Annotated in this window: 6 protein-coding genes; 3 read left to right on the top strand and 3 right to left on the bottom strand. The window is 67.3% G+C overall.

Annotation, left to right across the window (positions count from 1 at the left end; genetic code table 11):
• Nucleotides 1-12 precede the first annotated feature (12 nt).
• The 3 genes from VMD50_RS14215 (at nucleotide 13) to VMD50_RS14205 (ending at nucleotide 3,385) form a co-directional block, all read left to right on the top strand.
• Nucleotides 13-756, top strand: a complete 744-nt coding sequence (locus tag VMD50_RS14215) for an MBL fold metallo-hydrolase (protein ID WP_325428381.1) — start codon at nucleotides 13-15, stop codon at nucleotides 754-756.
• 91 nt (nucleotides 757-847) lie between these two features.
• Nucleotides 848-2,290 carry an amidase gene (locus tag VMD50_RS14210; RefSeq protein ID WP_325428380.1) on the top strand — a complete coding sequence of 481 codons (1,443 nt, stop codon included), beginning with the start codon at nucleotides 848-850 and terminating at the stop codon, nucleotides 2,288-2,290.
• 63 nt (nucleotides 2,291-2,353) lie between these two features.
• A complete protein-coding gene (locus VMD50_RS14205; RefSeq protein ID WP_325428379.1) occupies nucleotides 2,354-3,385 on the top strand; it encodes an NAD-dependent epimerase/dehydratase family protein in 1,032 nt (343 codons plus the stop codon).
• Nucleotides 3,386-3,404: 19 nt separating this feature from the next.
• On the opposite strand, the gene VMD50_RS14200 is transcribed toward VMD50_RS14205, so the two are convergent.
• Genes VMD50_RS14200 through VMD50_RS14190 form a run of 3 tightly spaced genes read right to left on the bottom strand, consistent with a single transcriptional unit; the run spans nucleotide 3,405 to nucleotide 18,122 of the window.
• Complete coding sequence (locus VMD50_RS14200) at nucleotides 3,405-4,772, bottom strand: FAD-binding oxidoreductase (RefSeq protein WP_325428378.1); 1,368 nt, start codon at nucleotides 4,770-4,772, stop codon at nucleotides 3,405-3,407.
• Complete coding sequence (locus VMD50_RS14195; protein ID WP_325428377.1) at nucleotides 4,772-10,105, bottom strand: non-ribosomal peptide synthetase; 5,334 nt, start codon at nucleotides 10,103-10,105, stop codon at nucleotides 4,772-4,774. Before VMD50_RS14195 ends, VMD50_RS14200 begins: the two co-directional genes overlap by 1 nt.
• A complete protein-coding gene (locus VMD50_RS14190; protein ID WP_325428376.1) occupies nucleotides 10,095-18,122 on the bottom strand; it encodes an SDR family NAD(P)-dependent oxidoreductase in 8,028 nt (2,675 codons plus the stop codon). The genes VMD50_RS14195 and VMD50_RS14190 overlap by 11 nt, the downstream gene beginning before the upstream one ends.
• Nucleotides 18,123-18,124 lie beyond the last annotated feature (2 nt).

The raw sequence follows: 18,124 nt of genomic DNA, 5'->3' as shown, positions 1-18,124 counted from the left end.
AGACTCGCGGGCATGGCGCAGCTAGTCCAGGTCACCGACACCGTGTACCTCGCCCAGGGCCACGCCGTTAACTGGACTCTGGTCGTCGACGGCACGGGCGTGATGTTGATCGACGCCGGCTATCCCGGGGATCGCGAGGACGTGCTGGCCTCGCTGCGGAAACTGGGCTACGACGCGGGCGACGTGCGCGCCATCCTGCTGACGCACGCGCACATCGACCACCTGGGCTCGGCGATCTGGTTCGCCGGCCAGCACGGCACGCCGGTGTACTGCCACGCCGACGAAGTGGGTCACGCCAAGCGCGAGTACCTGGAGCAGGTTTCGGTTTTCGATGTGGCACTGCGCATTTGGCGGCCGCGGTGGGCGGTGTGGGGCCTGCACGTGGTGCGCAGCGGCGGCCTGATCCGAGACGGCATCCCTTCGACACTGCCGCTGACCGCCGAGGTGGCCGCCGGGCTGCCGGGCCACCCGATGGCCATCCCCACTCCGGGGCATACCAACGGGCATTGCTCGTATCTGGTCGACGGGGTGCTGGCCAGCGGCGACGCGCTGATCACCGGGCATCCATTACTGTCCCGCGGTGGGCCGCAGCTGCTGCCGGCGGTGTTCAGTCACAGCCAGCACGATTGCGTCCGCAGCCTGGGTGCGCTGTCCTTGCTGGAAACCGAGATGTTGGCACCCGGCCACGGCGACTTGTGGCAGGGTCCGATTCGCGAAGCCACCGAGCGGGCGACCGCACTGGCCCGCGGCGGATGACGCGCACGCAAGCTGTCGGTAGGTTCGACACAACGGCCAGCCGGTGGACGCGCGCATACACTCGCGTAGGGCTTTGCGCGAAAGGGCACGGATGACCACCGTTGATGGCCAGGACCTGGTCTATGCCGGAGTGGCGCGGCAGGCGCAGTTGGTGCGCGACCTTGAGGTTTCGCCCCGGGAGTTGGTGGCGCTCTACCTGGAGCGGATCGCGCAACTGGACCCGGTGTTGAACGCATTTCGCGTCGTGCTGCCCGAGCAGGCGATGGCAGAAGCGGCGCAGGTCGAACGGCGGCTCGCCGCCGGGGAGGTGCTACCGCTGGCGGGCGTGCCGATTGCGGTCAAAGACGACACCGATGTGACGGGGGTTTCGTCGATGTGCGGCACAGGGATCGATACGGGCCCGGTGAGCAGCGACAGCGCCGCGGTGCGGCGCCTTCGGGCGGCCGGGGCGGTGATCGTCGGCAAGACGCATCTGCCCGAGTTCGGTGCGGTCCCGATGTGCGAGTCACCCACGTGGGGCGTGACACGCAATCCGTGGCATCCGGACCGGACAACCGGGGGTTCCAGCGGTGGTTCGGCGGCTGCCGTGGCAGCCGGCATGGTGCCCGGGGCGCTCGGCACCGATGGGGGCGGGTCGGTTCGCATTCCGGCCGCGTGCTGCGGGCTAGTGGGCCTCAAGGGCCAGCGCGGATGGATCAGCACGAAGCAATCGCCCGAGCGGGCCTACCGGTTCCACGGGCTGCATCACATCGGAACGCTGGCCCGCAGCGTCGCCGATGCGGCGCTGCTGCACGACGCGATGGCCGGTACCGAGCCCAACGACGAGGTCGCCTCAGAATCGCCCGCGCCGCCGTTGACGGACGCGGTAACGCGCGCGCCGCGCCGTCTGCGGATCGCGATGTCGTTCAAGCCGGTGGTTCCCGTGCCGGTCAGCGACGAGGTGCGCCGCCCGGTGTTGGAGACCGCCGAGTTGCTGCGCTCGCTCGGCCACGAGGTCGTTGAGCGTGACCCGATCTATCCGCCGGCCGCGATCCTGTCCGTGTTTGCGCTGATGATGCATGGCCTCGCCGATGAAATCGGGCGGCTGCCGACACCCGAGCTGCTGGAACCGCGGATCCGGGCCGAGGGACGCACCGCCCGGCTGATCCCCGACTGGCTGGCTCACCGCGCTGTGGCCGCCCGGGACCGGATGAGCGAGCGTGGGCTGCGGCCCATAGCCGATTGCGACGTGCTGATGACGCCGGTGCTGGGTAAGCCGCCGGTGCCTGTCGGGCACCTCGAGGGATTGGGGCCAACCCGCGCCATGGCGCGCGTATTGGCGTTTATGCCTTTCACCCCGCCGCAGAATTACACCGGGCAACCGGCCATGTCGATCCCGGCCGGAGTCTCGGCCGGCGGCGTGCCCGAAGCGGTCCATCTGGTGGGGCGGCCCCACGATGGGGCCACACTGATTTCGCTTGCCGCGCAACTGGAATCGGCGCGTCCGTGGGCCCACCACCGGCCACCGGACGCGCGGTACCCCACACCGGCTTAGGGTTGAACGGCTGGATGCGGCGGCCCGACGCTCATTGCATCCCTCGTCGAACGGAAAACCTCGATGGCACACGCTGCGGTAACCGGAGGAAGCGGACTGCTGGGATCCAACCTGACCGCCGAACTGATCGCGCAGGGCCACACCGTGACCGCCACGCGGCGCCCGAGCACCGATACAAGTTCCCTGGCCGACCTCCCGGTCAAGTGGGTCTGCGCCGATCTCGGTTCGGCCGCTGAGCTACGCGATTTTTTCGCCGGCGCCGAGGTCGTATTCCATTGCGCTGCATGCGTTTCGACCAGGCGAAAGATCACACCGGCGATCTCGGCCGTCAATGTTGACGCGACGCGCGCTGTCGTTGAGGCCGCGATTGCCGCCGGTACACCGCGGGTGGTGCACACCTCGACCGCGAACACGATCGGACCCACACCCGACGGCACACCCGCCGACGAGCAGACCCCATGGGGGTGGGACAAAGCCGGGCTGGCAGGGGCCTACCCAGTCACCAAACGGCGTGGCGAGATCCTCGTGCAGCGGGCCTGCGACAAGTTGGATGCGGTCATCGTCAACCCCACGTACCTGGTCGGCCCGCGCGATGCCAGACCCAGTTCCGGTCGCCTCATCATCGAGATCGCCAACCACAGAATTCCTTATTGGACACCGGGATACAACAATTTCGCGGATGTGCGCGAGGTGGCGCGTGGAATGATCGCCGCCTGGTTGCACGGGAAGCGCGGCGAGCGCTACATCCTGGGCGGCCAGGAGTTGACGTATCGCGAGTACATCGATCGAGTGGCGCGGGTCGTCGGGGTCAACCCGCCGCGTAGACGGTTGCCCTATCCGGTCGCATGGATCGGAGGTAAGGCCGGCGACCTCCTCGAGTTCGTCACCCGCAGGGAAACCACGGTGAACTCGATGTCCGTCGGATATGCGTTCACCGACCTATACCGGTACCGCAGCGATAAGGCGGTGCGAGAACTGGGCTATGTGGTTGCCCCCGTTGAGCCTGCAATCCGCAACGCGGTCACATGGTTTCGCGCGCGAGGCATGATCCCATCCGGGGAGAGTCCACGCCGCGACGTGCGGTGCAAATATTGACCGGCGCCTGGATTCGCGTTCACGGACCCGTAGCGGGCTCGATGTTTTGATTGAGGGCGAAGCGGTTGTCCGGGTCGAGGCGGGCCTTCAGCTTGGCGAGGCGCCGATAGGTGACTTCGCCGAAGCTGGCCCGGATGCGCGCCTGCCCCTCATCGCCGACGAAGTTGAGATACGTGCTTGCCGGACCGAGCGGACGCAAAGTTTCGTACGCCTCATCGGTCCATGACTTACATCGTTCGGCGTCAGCGGGGTCGGTGAACGTGGTGATCAGATGCACGATGTATGGGTGGTTGCGGGCCGAAAAGGCAGTCGCCTCCGGCGGAACACGGCTGGGAAAGCCGCCGAGCCGGATCACGTGCAGATGTGTTTGCGGCGTGGGACGAGTCGACCCGAGCAGCGCGATACGCCTGATGGCTTCGTTGGACAGCTCCGTCAGGAAGAGCGACTTCCAATAGTTCAACCGGCCGAACGGGGCCGTGTGGTCGAGAGCCTGTTGCCAAATGGGATAAGCGATTTCGCGCTGCAGCGATATCACCGCCTCGGTGGTCACCCCGCGGGCCCGCAGTAACGCACCGATGGCGGCCTGACCGACTTGTTCGGGTGCCGTCGAGCAGCCGAGGATCGTGGCCATGCGGCGTCCTGAAGTCTCATCGGTGCCGAAGTCGACGAGGGACGCGAGGTGGTCCTCGGCGTTGTCCATCTGGGCGCGGAAGTGTTCGAGCACGGCCTCGGCGTCGGTGCCGTCATAGGCTCGTACACCCCCGATCACGTGATCGACGAGATGCAGGTCGAACACGAAGTGGGCCACCACCCCAAAATTGCCGCCGCCGCCGCGCAGTCCCCAAAGGACCTCCGGGTTTTGCGACTCGCTGACGAACAGCACCTCCCCGCCAGGTAGCACCAGGTTCGCGGCGATCAAGTTGTCGCAGGTCAACCCATATGTCCGGGACAACCAGCCGACCCCGCCGCCGAGCGTGAACCCGCCCACGCCCGTCGACGACACCACCCCGCCAGGGCAGGCCAGGCCGTGACGGGCGGTGACCTGGTCGATGTCGCGCCAGGTCGCGCCGGGCTCGATGACCGCGATTCGGTGCTCGGGGTCAACGATTACGCGACGCATGAGGGAAAGGTCGATGAGGATACCGCCATCGGTTGAGGAGTGTCCTGCGACGCTGTGCCCACTGCAACGCACCGCGATCTCGGCTCCGGAGCCGACGGCGTAGCGGACGGCGGCGACGATGTCCGCGCGGGAGCGGCAGCGCAGCACGGCGGCGGGCCGCTTGTCGATCAGGCCGTTGAAGACCAGCCGCGCTGCGTCGTAGGCGGCGCTGTCGGGATGGACTATGTCGCCGGTGAAGCCGGGAATTGCATCGATCGTTCGTGCCATCAGAACCGGTAAGTGGTGCAGCCGACGGTGACACCCGAGCCGACCGTCAGTATGAGCGCGATGTCGCCGGGCCGTGCCAGCCCATGCCGCCGGGCGTGATCCAGCCCGCACGGCAGGGACGACGTGAACAGGTCGGTGTCCGGTTCGTCATCGAGGCCGAACGAGACGAATCGTGATCTCGGGATGCCGATCTGGGCGGCCAGTTCGTCCAGTTCTTCCGTCGGCAGCTGCGGCGGGAGCACGACCGCGATGTCGGAGGGGTCGAGGCCCTCCCGCGTCAGCAGTTCCTTGGCGGCCGACGGGATGCAGCTCAGGTAGATGGCGGCGAGGTTGGGGTCGCGTTCGATCTGCAGCCGGCACCGCCCGTCCCGCTGCTGAGTGTAGGTGGCGAGCGCCCCGGCGTACTCCGCGTGCTGCTGGAAGATGAAGCGGCCGAAGCCTTCCGCACCGTCGCTTCGGCTGAGCAGGATGGCCGAGCCCATCTGGCTGACGCCGTTCAACGGATAGCCGCTTTCGGGCGGGTTGTTTTCTATCTCCGAGGCCACGACCATCGCATGGTCGGCCTTTCCCGCGCCGATCATTCCCACGGCGACGTGGCAGGCGTTGAGGAATCCGACCGATCCGTTGAGGACGTCGAAGGCGAGAGTCTTGGGCCCGTCCGGGGACTCCACGTCGCCGTTGATTCCCAGTTCGCCGGCGACGAGCGAGGCAACTGCCGGTTCGCTGAGAAAGTCGTCGCGGTAGACGCCGGCGTGGACGATCAGCCCGACCGCTGCCCGATCAACGCTACTTTGATCAAGGCACGCCGTGGCCGCTTGAACCGCAAACTGTATCGAGCTCGGAGGCGTCGATTGCCCAGCGGGAGCGATGCCGACGCTGTCGATACGCACGCGGGGCGTCGCCGATACCTCTTTTTTGCGGTTGCTGCCGGTCCCAATGCTGCGGCCGTGCCGGTCGCTGGTGCCCCGGCGCATTCGGTCGGGCAGGTCGTCGAAGGTGTACAGCGCTGCGCCGACGCTCTGTCCGGAGCCGGTGATGGAAAAAACCACATTGTCTCCGGACTTGATCCGGTTGCTGCGGATGTAGTCGTTCAGCGCGACGAAGTGTGACGTGCTGGCGGTGTTCCCCCGCTCCGCCACGTTGTAGATAGTGTTGCCCCGGTTGGCCGCGCCTTCTCCGAACATGTGGTTGATGGCGACGACCGCGTCGTTGAGCGACGCCTCGGATGTCTGGTGCATCACCAGATGGTCACAGGTCTCCGGCCGCCACCCGTGCCGCTGCATTACCGCAGCCACGTAGGGCACCGCATGCTTGACCGCGATTGCGGTCTGCGTGACGGAGTCGGTGAGCATGATGGCGCCGCCGTGCGGGGCTTCGGTCGCCTTCGCGATGCATAGTTTGCTGTAGCGGCTGAGGGTGACGATGTCGATGTCGTGGAAGCCGACACGGCTGTTGGGCCCGCGCTCCAGAACCACCGCCGCACCGGCGTCACCGAGGGTCAGGCAGGCGAGTCGCGGGTCCATCGGCCCCTCGATTTCCTTTTGCGCGGTCTCGGTGAGGTGGCTGATGTATTCGCCGCTGACCACCAGGGCGTTCCGAACCAGTCCGGTCTGCAGGAATGCGTCCGCCACCGTGATGCCGGTGAACATCCCGGCGCACGCGTTGCTGATGTCGAAGGCCAGCGCATTGACAAGGCCACATTGATCGCGCAGCCGCGTGGCGGTGCTGGGCTCGAAGGTGAACCGGTGCCCGATTCCGTCGCGACGGGAGATGTTGCAGGCGATGATCAGGTCGATCTCGTCGCGCCGGTAGCTCGACCGGGACAGGCAATCGTCCGCGGCCTTCCTGGCAAGGTCGATCGAGAACTCGTCCTCGCCGACCACCCGTCGGTTCTTGATGCCGGTCAGGCGTTCCAGAGGGATGCGAATCTCGTTGGCGCACTCGGCCATAACCGTCTTCGTCGCCACCGTCCGCGAGGGAAGGTACACGCCAATGCTTTCGATCACCGTGTTCCGCTTTTCCTCGGGTGTGAATTGCGCCGGTTTAAGGGCGGGCGCTGTGACGACCGCCTCGGCGGGGCTTGGGTGGTGATCCGTTCCCTCGCAGGCGATCGGACCGTATTCGGCGGCGAGCTCAGCGATCGTGCCGTAGACGAACATCGACTCTGGCCGCAGCGGCAGGCCCGCTGCGTTCGCCCGCACCGCGACCTCCAGGCTCTGGGTCGAGGCACCACCGAGAGCGAAGAAGTCGTCGTTGACGCCAACCCGCTCCAAACCCATTACAGCGCACCAGATCTCGGCCAGAACCTGTTCGGTGTGGGTGCGCGGAGCGATGAATGCCGGCTCCTGCGGCCCCGATGCGCTGTCGGCTGCCATCAAGGCCTTGCGATTCACCTTTCCGCTCGACGTGAGCGGCAGCGCGTCCGTCACCTCGAAGACCGCGGGCACCATGGCGGCGGGAAGCAGGTCGATCAGGAACCGGCGCAACTCCGCTGTCGACGGCGCGCCGCCGCCGGCCGGCACAATATAGGCGACGAGGATGGGATTTCCACGGCTGTCGGTTCTGATCACCACCGCGTTCTCGGCCACCGCGGGGTGTTTGGCCAGCGCGGCCTCCACCTCGCCCGGCTCGATCCGGAAGCCGTGGATCTTGACCTGGAAGTCGATGCGTCCCAGGTAGTCGATGTTGCCGTCGGGCAGATATCTGGTCAGGTCGCCGGTGCGGTAGAGCCGCTGGCCGGGGTCCGCAGGATCACCGCCGAACGGATCGGCGACAAAGATGGCAGCCGTCAGATCGGGCCGGTTGAGGTAGCCGCGGCCGAGCCCGACACCCCCGATGAACAGCTCGCCGGGAACACCCACCGGCACCTGTTGCAGGTGCGCGTCCAGAATGTAGGCGCGGATGTTCGCGATCGGTCGCCCGATCGGCACCAGCGTGCCGGATTCGCCGCGCCGGCAATGGAAGTGGGTGACGTCGATCGCTGCCTCGGTGGGCCCGTAGAGGTTGTAGAGCTCGGCGTCCAGCGTGGCCATGAAGTGGTCCCGCAGGTCATACGGTAGTGCCTCGCCGCTGCAGAACACCTGGCGCAGCGCGGTGCACGCGGCCACGCCGGGCTCGGCGAGGAAGCGGCGCATCATCGACGGCACGAAATGCATTGTGGTGACGCCATTTTCGATGATGGTCCGAACCAGATACGCGGCGTCCTTGTGGCCCTCGGGTTTTGCGATGACCACCCGGGCGCCGATGATCAGCGGCCAGAAGAGCTCCCAGACGGACGGGTCGAAGCTCACCGGCGTCTTGTGCAGCACCCGGTCGTCGGCGGTCAGCCGGTAGGCGTCTTGCATCCACAGCAGGCGGTTACGGATCCCGGCGTGGGTGTTGAGCGTTCCCTTCGGCTTACCGGTGGAACCGGACGTGTGGATGACGTAGGCGAGGTTTGCCGATGTCGTCTCGGAGATGGGGGCGGCGTCCCCGCCCCATGGTGCCGGCGGCAGGTCCAGGCAGAGCCGGTGACCCGTGAAGCCGGGCGGCAGGTGCACCAGATTGCTCTCGTGGGTGACGCAGACCGGCGCGTCCGATACGTCGTCCAGCATCGCGGCCATGCGCTGTGCGGGCTGCGCCGAGTCCAGCGGCATGAAGGCGCCACCGGCCTTGAGGACGCCCAGCACCGCCACCACCAGGTCCTCGGAGCGGTCCAACAGGACGGGCACGACTATCTCGGGCCCCACGCCGAGCTGCCGCAGCCGGTGCGCGAGACCGTTGGCCCGGCGGTCGAGTTCCGCATAAGTCAGCTCGCGGTCGTCATACGTCACCGCGACGGCGTCCGGGGTGCGCGCGACTGTGGCTTCGACCATCTCGTGCAAGCAGGACGGGGCGTCATAGACGACCTCGGTTTGATTCCAGGCGCGCTGCTGACGGCGCTCCTCCTCGGTGAGCAGCGGCAGCTGCGAGACTTGCCTTTCGGGATCGGCGACGATACCGCCGAGTAGTGTGGCGAAGTGCCCGGCCATCCGCTCGATCGTGCCGGCGTCGAAAAGGTCGGTGTTGTACTGCAATACACCGGACAGCTTTCCGGCGTGTTCGCCTATCTCCATCATCAGGTCGAACGGCGCGCCGCCCTGCCCAACGTGCAGTGTCTCGAGCGGAAGCCCCCCGCGTTCCGGGCCGGGGTCGTCGGAGAAGCGGCGGGTCTGTTCCCAGGCGAACGAGACCTGGAACAGTGGCGTGCGGCCCGGGTCGCGCTCCGGCCGAAGCCGCTCGACGAGCAGCGCGAAGGGATAATCCTGGTGTTCAAGGGCGCCCTGCACCGTGTCCTTGACGCGGCCGAGCAGGGTCATGAACGCCGGATCGTCGTGCAGGTCGGCGCGCAGCGCCACCGGATTGGTGAGGTAGCCGACCAGACTCTCCAGCGCGACCCGGTCGCGGCACGCGAAAGGTGAGCCGATGACCAGGTCGCCCTGGCCGCTGTAGCGGTGCAGCAACGTGGCGTACGCCGCCAGCAGTGTCATGTAAGGCGTCGCCCCCACGCTCCGGCCCAGCTGCTTGACCCCGGCCGTGACCGTGTCGTCGACGGTGAAGCGGTGCACGGTGCCCGGGTAGGTTTGGACGGCCGGTCGCGGCCGGTCGGTGGGCAATTGGAGCACCGGCAGGTCACCCGCCAATTGGTCACGCCAGTAATCCCAGAGGTCCTCGCCTTCGGCACCTGCGAGCATCCGGGTCTGCTGCTCTGCGTAGTCGACGAAGCTTTCCGCGGGCGGCGGAGGCGGGGCCGCACCGTGCTCGGCGGCGTACAGCAGGCGCAGCTCGTCGAGAATGACGTCGATGGACCAGAAGTCGACGGCGATGTGATGCAGGCCCAAGAGGAGTACGTGTTCCTCGGGTGTGCGCTCTAGCAGCGTCAGTCGCAACACCGGACCGGTGTACAGGTCGAAAGGGCGATCGGTCTCCCGGCGGATCCACTCGTCGAGCTCGGGCTCACCGGGGCCGAGGCGGTGCCCGGCGATGCGCACCGGCCAGTGCGGATGAACGAGTTGGACCGGTTGCCCGTTGCGCTCGCCGTACGTGGTCCGGAGCGTCGGATGCCGGTCGACGAGTGCCTGGGCGGCGCGTTCGAGCGCCGGCACGTCGAGCTCACCGCGAATCCGCCCGGCATACGTGACGGTATAAGCGGCGCTGGCTGGTGCGAGTTTGTGGATGAACCACATGGATCGCTGTCCGTACGACAGCGGATACACCGAGGCCGACTCCTCCGCTTCCTCCATGAGCAACTGGGACAGCAGGGCCCGCTTTTTCTCGGCGGACAGACCGGAGAGGTCGATGGACTTATCCGTCATCACTACCCTCTTTCGCGGCGAGCTGTCGCTCAGCCCCTCTTTCGGCCAAGACCTTCTGGAGCATTTCTTCCACGGCGTCGTCCGAAAGTTCAGGCACCCGGGTGAGCAGGTCGATCCCGCGTGACGGCGCGCCGTCGGTTTGCTGCGGGGCCGGTTTCGCCGGGGCAGTCTGCTGCGGCGGCGCCCCGTCGGGCGACGTCGCGGATGTGCCGGCCGCTACCAAGGGCAGGTTGTCGCGAAGCCATTTCGCGAGACTGGCCACGCTGGGCCCCTGCAGCAGCCGGGTGACCGGCACGACGAGGCCCAGGTCGCGTTCAACCTGCATACGCAGCTCCAACGTGATGAGCGAGTCGACGCCGAGGGTGTTGAGCGGCGCCTGGATGTCCAGGGCCGATGGGGTCAGACCGAGTTTGCCGGCAGCGAGCTCGCACAGATACGACTCGAGCAGTCGTTGGCGCTCCTCCGGTGCCGCACCCTGCAGCGCGTCGTAGAGACCGCTTCCCGGCCCGGCCGCCGTCTTGCCTTGCTGCTTGTCGACCGAGCGCACAATGCCCAGTTCCGCGAGCAACGGCGGCTGCACGTCGGGCTGCCACCGCGTCCAATCGATGTCCAGGACCACGGCCTGAGTAGCGGACCGCGCCAGCAAAGACGAGAGTGCCCGGAGGCTGTCAGCCGCGGACATGGCCTCCACGCCGTATTGGGCGAAGTAGTTTTGCAGCTCGGACCGGGTGAAGAAGCCGAGCTCAGCCCATGGCCCCCAGTTGACGCTCAACGCCGGCCGGCCCTCGCCACGTCGATGCCACGCCAATGCGTCCAAGAAAGCGTTTGCTGCCGCGTAGTTCGCCGCCCCGGGCGGGCCCAGCAAGGACGCGGCCGACGAGAACAGCACGAAGAAGTCCAGTTCCGCGTCTCTGGTGAGTGCGTGCAGGTTCCAGGCGCCCTGAACCTTGGGCGCCATGACCTTGCGGAGTTTCCGCTCGTCGAGGCATTGCAGGATGGCGTCGTCGGCGATCCCGGCCGCATGCACCACCCCACGCAGCGGTGGCATCGACTCGCCAATCGACTCGAGGACACCCGCAACCTCGTCGGCCTTGGCGACGTCTCCCTGCGCGACGATCACCTCGGTGCCGGCCGCTCGCAGCGTGTCCAGCGTCTCCTGCGCCGGTGCCGAGGGGCCGCCGCGCCCCATCACGACCAGATGCCGGGCACCGTGCTCAGCCATCCATTTGGCCACCACGAGTCCGATCGCGCCCAGCCCGCCGGTGATGAGATAGCTGGCTTCTTTCTTGAAGGCCGCGGTCTCGGTAGGTTCCGGTGCGTCGTAGTGGGTGAGCCGCTCGACATAGCGGCGGCTGCCCCGGAGCGCCACGTCACCGTCGCGGCGATCCGCCCACACCTCCTGGAACAGGGCTCCTATCTCCTGTGAGACCTCTTCCAAGCTCTCCCGCGGGACCTCGTCCGGACCGCCATCGGCTGACAGGTCGACACAGGTGCAGCGCAGTTCCGGGTGTTCATGCTCGATGGTGCGGGCCATCCCCCACACCGGAGCCTGGGCGATCGACACGGGTTCGGCTCGGGTTTCTGAGGTCCTTTCTGAGGTCCCTGTCACCTGCGCTCCGCCGGTCACCAGCCACAGCCGCGGCGGGGTCGACCACCCCGCCCGCGCCAGCGCTTGCACGAGATGCAGCACGCTCACCGGGCCAAGGGTGGTGGCCGTCTCCAGCGACTCAGGCGACGTGCCGGCCGGCGGTGCGGCCAGCAGGTTCCATAGGTGCACTACCCCACGGCACGGTGGCCGCTCGGCGGTGAATGCGTCTTCGAGCAGCCGCCGAAAGTGTTCGGGTTGCGTTGGGTCAAGGCGGTAACTGTTCGGTGTGAGGCGCTCGAAGTCTTGATGATCTCGGCCAGGCTCGACCAACACGCATGTCTGAAAATGCGATTCGAGGTGGTCCCTGAGGGTGTCCGTGGTGATCCCGCCGTCACCCAAGACGAGCCAGCTTCCGGGTTCGACCGCCGGGCCCGATCCGTCCCGTTCCGACAGGGATGCGGGCTGCCACCGCAGCTGGTACATCCAGTCGCGCAGACCCGCCGCCTCCGTCGTTTCACCGGGGACCTGTCGGAGCAGGTCGGCGCCGGCGCCGGACGGCGCCGTAATCCCGACGTCCATCCAGGAATGGACACGCTGCCACGGATAGGTCGGTGCGGCCACGAAGTGGCTGCCGGCGGGGTACAGCCGCTCCCAGGCGATCGGCTGGCCAAGGGTGTAGAGGGTGCCGAGCGACGCCAGTGCGGTCGCTCGGCCCCCAGCGTCACGCCGCATGGATGGCAGCGCGGTACAACGCCGCCGCACGTCTTCGGCGTCCTCGCGGATCGAGGTCAGCAGGACCGGGTGCGGGCTGATTTCAACGACCGCGTCGTGCCCACCGTCCAGCAGCCTCCGCAGTGCGGGCGAGAAGTGCACCGACGAGCGCAGGTTCTGGGCCCAATAGTCGGCGTCGGATAAGCGGTCGGTCAGCAGGTCGCCGGTCACCGTGGAGTAGATGGGTATCGCCGGTGCGCTGGCCCGCAGTCCGGCGAGGCCCGCGCGCAACGCGGGAACCAACGCGTCCATCTGCGGGCTGTGGGCGGCCACATCGACGTCGACCCACCGGCAGAACCGCTCCCGCTGCTGCAACTCCGCCATCAGCTCCGCCAAGACCGTTTGATCCCCGGACAACACCGTCGACCGGTGGCTGTTGCTGGCAGCGATCGCTACCTCGCGCTCCCGGCCGGCGATGAGCTCCTCCGCCTCGGCGAGGCTCAGCTCCGCCGCCATCATGGTTCCGCGGCCACGCACGGTGCGGAGCATCAGGGCGCGGGTGCAGATCACCCGTGCGGCATCCTCGAGGCTCAGCGCGCCGGCGACGTGCGCCGCCGCAACTTCACCCATGCTGTGCCCCACCACTGCGGTGGGTTCGGCCCCCCATGAGCGCCATAGGGCGGCCAGCGCCACCTGGATGGCGAAGATCGCGGGTTGGATCAGGCCGATGTCGGTGAGTTCCTCATCCTTGGCCAGCGCCTCGAGCACCGAGCTTCCCAGATAGGGTTGGATCGCGCGCTCGCACGCCGCCAGGGCTTCGCGGAACACCGGCTCCTCGGCCTGCAGTCGCTGCCCCATGCCTTGCCACTGCGAGCCCTGGCCGGGAAAGACGAAGACCACGTTGGGTCGCTGGCCGGGACGGCATTGCCCGACGGAGATCCCGGGCCGCGACTGCCCCTGCCGATAGGCGGTCAGGGACTCCGACATCGCGGCGGGAGAGTCCGCGACCACGGACAACCGGTGCTCGAGATGGCCGCGATGGGCACCGGCCGTGTAGCACAGGTCGGCCAGCCCCACCCCGGATCCCAGAACCGACTCGTACCGGTCGGCCAGTGCGGCCAGGGCCTCGGGGGAGCGCGCGGAAAGCGGCAGCAACTCCGCTCGATCGGGCGCAGGGCCGGGCTCAGCAACGGCGGGCCGCACCTGCGGGGCTTCGGTGAGGACGGCGTGCGCGTTGGTGCCGCCCATGCCGAACGAGCTGACACTTGCAACCGCTCGCCCGCCGTTCTCCGGCCACGGGGTGAGGGTTTGCGCCACCCGCACCGGCAGGCTGTCAAAGGGGATCTCGGGGTTGGGCTCAACGAAGTTCAGACTCGGCGGGATCGCCTTGTGCTTCAACGCCAGCGCTACCTTGATGAGCCCGGCCACTCCGGCGGCCGCCTCCAGGTGGCCGATGTTGGTCTTGACCGAGCCGATCAGGCACGGACTCCCGGGCGGACGACCATCCGCCAGGATGGTGCCCAGGGCATTCGCCTCGATCGCGTCGCCGAGGAATGTTCCGGTCCCATGCGCTTCGACGTATTGGGCGGTGCCGGGCGAAAGGCCGGCACGGCGGTAGGCCGCGGCCAGCACGGCTTCCTGCGATTGCCGGCTGGGTGCGATCAGCCCGTTCGTCCGGCCATCCTGGTTGGTCGCGGTGCCGCGGATCACCGCATAGATCGGGTCGTTGTCGGCAAGCGCCCGACTGAGCGGTTTGAGGACGACGATCCCGGCGCCTTCGCCCCGTACATAGCCGTCCGCGCCGGCGTCGAAAGTCTTGGAGCGGCCGTCGGGCGCCATCAGCTTGGCCTTGGTGAAGTTGATCATGAGCGCCGGCGACAGGATGACGTTCACGCCGCCGGCCAGGGCCAGCGAGCACTCCCCGTCCCGCAGGCTGCGGCAAGCCAGGTGCACGGCGACCAACGACGACGAGCAGGCGGTGTCGATTGCCATGCTCGGCCCGTGGAAGTCGTAAAAGTACGACAGCCGGTTGGCGGCGATGCTCAACGCGTTTCCGGTGCCCGTGTAGGCGTCGACGAGCTGGAACTGACCGGCCCGGAGGTTCGCGTAGTCGGTGGTGGAGATGCCGACGAAGACGCCGGTGTCGCTACCGGCAAGGCGCTCGGGCACCTGCCCGGCGTCTTCCAGGGCCTCCCAGGCCACCTCGAGGATCAGGCGCTGCTGGGGATCCATCTGCGCCGACTCCCTCGGCGAGATGCCGAAGAACCGGAAGTCGAACTTGTCGATTCCGGGCACGAAGCCGGCCCGTCGGGTCACCGAGGTGCCCGGCACGGACGGATCCGCGTCATAGAAGGCATCGGCGTCCCAGCGGTCCGGCGGTATCTCACTGATCGCGTCCACGCCGTCCGACAGCTCACGCCAGAAGGCCGCCGGCCCGTCGGCGCCGGGAAAACGGCAGCCGATGCCGATGATGGCGATCGGCTCGTCCGTGGCGCGCGAGGCGCCGTCCCCGGCCGGTGCGGCGGTGCGGTCGGTGGCGCTGACCTGCTCGGCCAGATGACGGGAGAGCAGGTCGATCGTGGGGTATTCGTAGGCGAGTGTGGGCGAAAGTTCGCTTCCGAGCCAGGATTCCAGTGCGGCGGTCAGCCGGATGGCGCGGACGGAATCGAGGCCGTAGTAGGCGAACGGACGGGACGGGTCGATATCCGTGGCCGGGATGCCGAGTTCGCTCGAGAGCTGGGAGACGAACCAGTCCGCGATTTCCGCGGCACTGCGCCCGCCGTGTTCCGACGAGGCGGCCGCAGGACGGATGGCGGGCCGCGGTACGTGCCATTCAGCGACCGCTTCAAGTCGGCTGTCGATGAACTGCTGCCGGCAGGCAGACCGCTGGATCTTGCCACTGGACGTGGTGGGAATCCGCAACGGCTCAACCAGAACAACGGCGTCTGCCTGGATCTCATGGTGCTCGGTGACCGCGGTCCGGATTGCGTCCACGATTTCGGTGAGTTCGGCCTCACCGAGCTGCTGGTGGTTCACCTCCTGCACCACGACGAGCTGTTCGGGGGCATCCGGTCCGGAAGCGACCGAGAAGACCGCACCCCGGCTGCGCAGCAGTGCCGGATGACAGGCCTGTACGGTCAGCTCAATGTCCTCGGGGTAATGATTGCTGCCGCGGATGATGATGAGGTCCTTGCGGCGTCCCGTGACGAACAACTCCCCGGAAGCTAAGAACCCCAGGTCCCCGGTGCGGAAGAACGGGCCGTCCCCGGTGTCCGCAAGATGCGCCGAGAATGCCGCTTCGGTCTCTTCGGGTTTTTGCCAATAGCCCTGTGCAACGCTCGGTCCGGCGACCCAGATCTCGCCGACCTCGTCAGCCTCGCTCGGCCGCCGGGTCTCCGGGTCGACGATGACGACCCGCTGGCCCCCTTGCGGCCGACCGCAACCGACCAACGTTGCCGCGCTTCGATTTTCCGGCGCGACCTCCGCAACCCGGCGTTCGCGTAGTGCGACGCGATCTATGTGCCGAACCACCGGTGCCGGGGCGTCCGACCCGCCGGAGACCAGCAGTGTCGCCTCCGCCAAGCCATACACCGGATAAAACGCCTCCGGCCGAAAACCGGCCGGGGCGAACGCATCGGCGAAACCCTGCAGGGTCGCGGGACGCACCGGCTCCGCACCGCACATGGCGATTGACCAGTTGGACAGATCGAGCGAGGCACGCTCTTCGGGGGTACTGAGTTCGACGCACAGGTCGTAGGAGAAGTTGGGTGCGGCGGTAATCACGGCCTGATGCCGGGACATCGCTTCCAGCCATCGCATTGGGCGCTTGATGAACGCGCCCGGCGGCATTAGGGCGGAAGTGCCCCCGACGTAGAGCGTCTCGAGGATGCCGCCGATGAGACCCATGTCGTGGTAGGGCGGCAGCCAGAATACCCCGTGGGCATTCATGTCGAATCCCGACTTCCACGTCTGCCGGATGGTTTCCAGGTTGTGGACCAGGTTACCGTGCGATAGCACAACGCCTTTCGGTGTGGCCGTGGAGCCCGAGGTGTACTGCAACATGGCGACTGTGCCGGCGTCGATGTCCGGTGGAACCCACGGCCGGTCGTCGCCCGCCGTGTCGGTGACGGACCAGCGCAACGGGCGCCCCTTGACCAGCCCGTCCACCGTGGCCCTGATTCTCGTCTGCATCTCGGCGGTGGACAGAGCGAAGCCCGGTTGCGCGTCCGCGATGATCGCCTCGACGCGCGGGACCAGGTGATCGCGTACCGGCGGATGCATCGGTACGGCGACGGCTCCGGCGTAAAGACACCCGAACAAGCCGGCGATAAAGTCAGGGCCTGGCGGGCACAGGACCAGGACACGCTCGCCGGCGGCGCCCAGTCCCTGTAGGTCCGCCGCGATCTGCCGCGCGTGGGCATCCAGTTGCTGATAGCTCAGCCGGCTGACTTCTTTTTCCTCGCCATCGCGAGAGAAGGTGAATGCAAGCTTGTCCCGATAGCGTACGGCTCGCTGCTGCAATTGCCCAACCAGCGTCGGCGCGGTGAGCGGCGCGTAATCCGCCATTTTCCAACCTGATTCGATGCGGTGTTCCGCGCTCTCGGCATTGTTTTTGTCGGCGGCGCTCATCTCGCTCCCCTCATCGGCCTTGGGGCGGCCACTTGTCTTATGGACTCCTGCCATCAGCGTCGCTTCGTCAGGTGGGCGGTCGGCATCGGTATTTCCGTGCGTTATAACACTTTTGGGTCGTCCGATGACGCGGCCCTCGGTGTAGGTCTCGAGCAATCTGCGGAACGCCTCGACGGTGTAGCCGGTTACGGTCGCTTCGGTGCGTGCGCGCACCGTTGTCGAGCGGGCCATGCGAAACAACGGCCCGAGCTCGCCGACATGCTCGCCGGGGGTGACAATCTTGACCAGTTCCTCGGCCCCGTCCGCCGATTCGCGCACGACCTCTAGTTCGCCGTCGGCGACGACATAAATCAAGTCCCCCATGCTTCCCTGCTCGAACAACACCGAACCGCTTGCCAGACTGACGGTTTGGGGCTCGGAATCGACGGCGGTGACATCCGGCAGCAGCCTGACCACGTGGTCGGCGAACGGCAAGATCCGCGTGTCATGAGTGGCGACCACGACGATGCGGTCACCGCTGGCCAACTCGCGGAGCAGCCGCAGCACCCCTTGCACCTGGGCTTGGTCCAGGTGGGCCGTGGGTTCGTCGGCCAGGATCAGCGATGGGTCCAAGGCGATCGCGCGGGCCACCGCCACCCGTTCGCGCTGACCTCCGCTGAGGTCACCGGGCCGATGTGTCATGCGATCCTGCAGCCCGAAGCGGGTCAGCAACTCCTCGCCGCGTTCGCGCGCCGCGCGCCGCGACCAGCCGGCCGCCCACAGCGGCACCGCCACGTTCTCCAATGCGGTCAGGCTCGGCACCAGGTTGAACGATTGAAAGACGAAGCCCACGGTATGGCGCCGGTAAGTGGTCAACCTGCGGCGGTCCATCGTAGTGACGTCGACGTCACCGACCTCGATACGCCCGGCGGTGGGACTGAGGATGCCACCGATACACGACAGCAATGTGGTCTTTCCGCACCCGCTGGGGCCCAGCACGATCACGAGGGACCCGGCCGGTACCTCCAGATTCAGACCGTCGATGACTCGGAGCGCCTCCCCACCGATGGCGTATTCGACGACGAGATCTTTGATGCGCAGATCCCCCACGA

This window comes from Mycobacterium sp., from assembly GCF_035506235.1.
GTDB lineage: Bacteria > Actinomycetota > Actinomycetes > Mycobacteriales > Mycobacteriaceae > Mycobacterium.
This window is presented reverse-complemented; position numbering and strand designations above follow the sequence as displayed.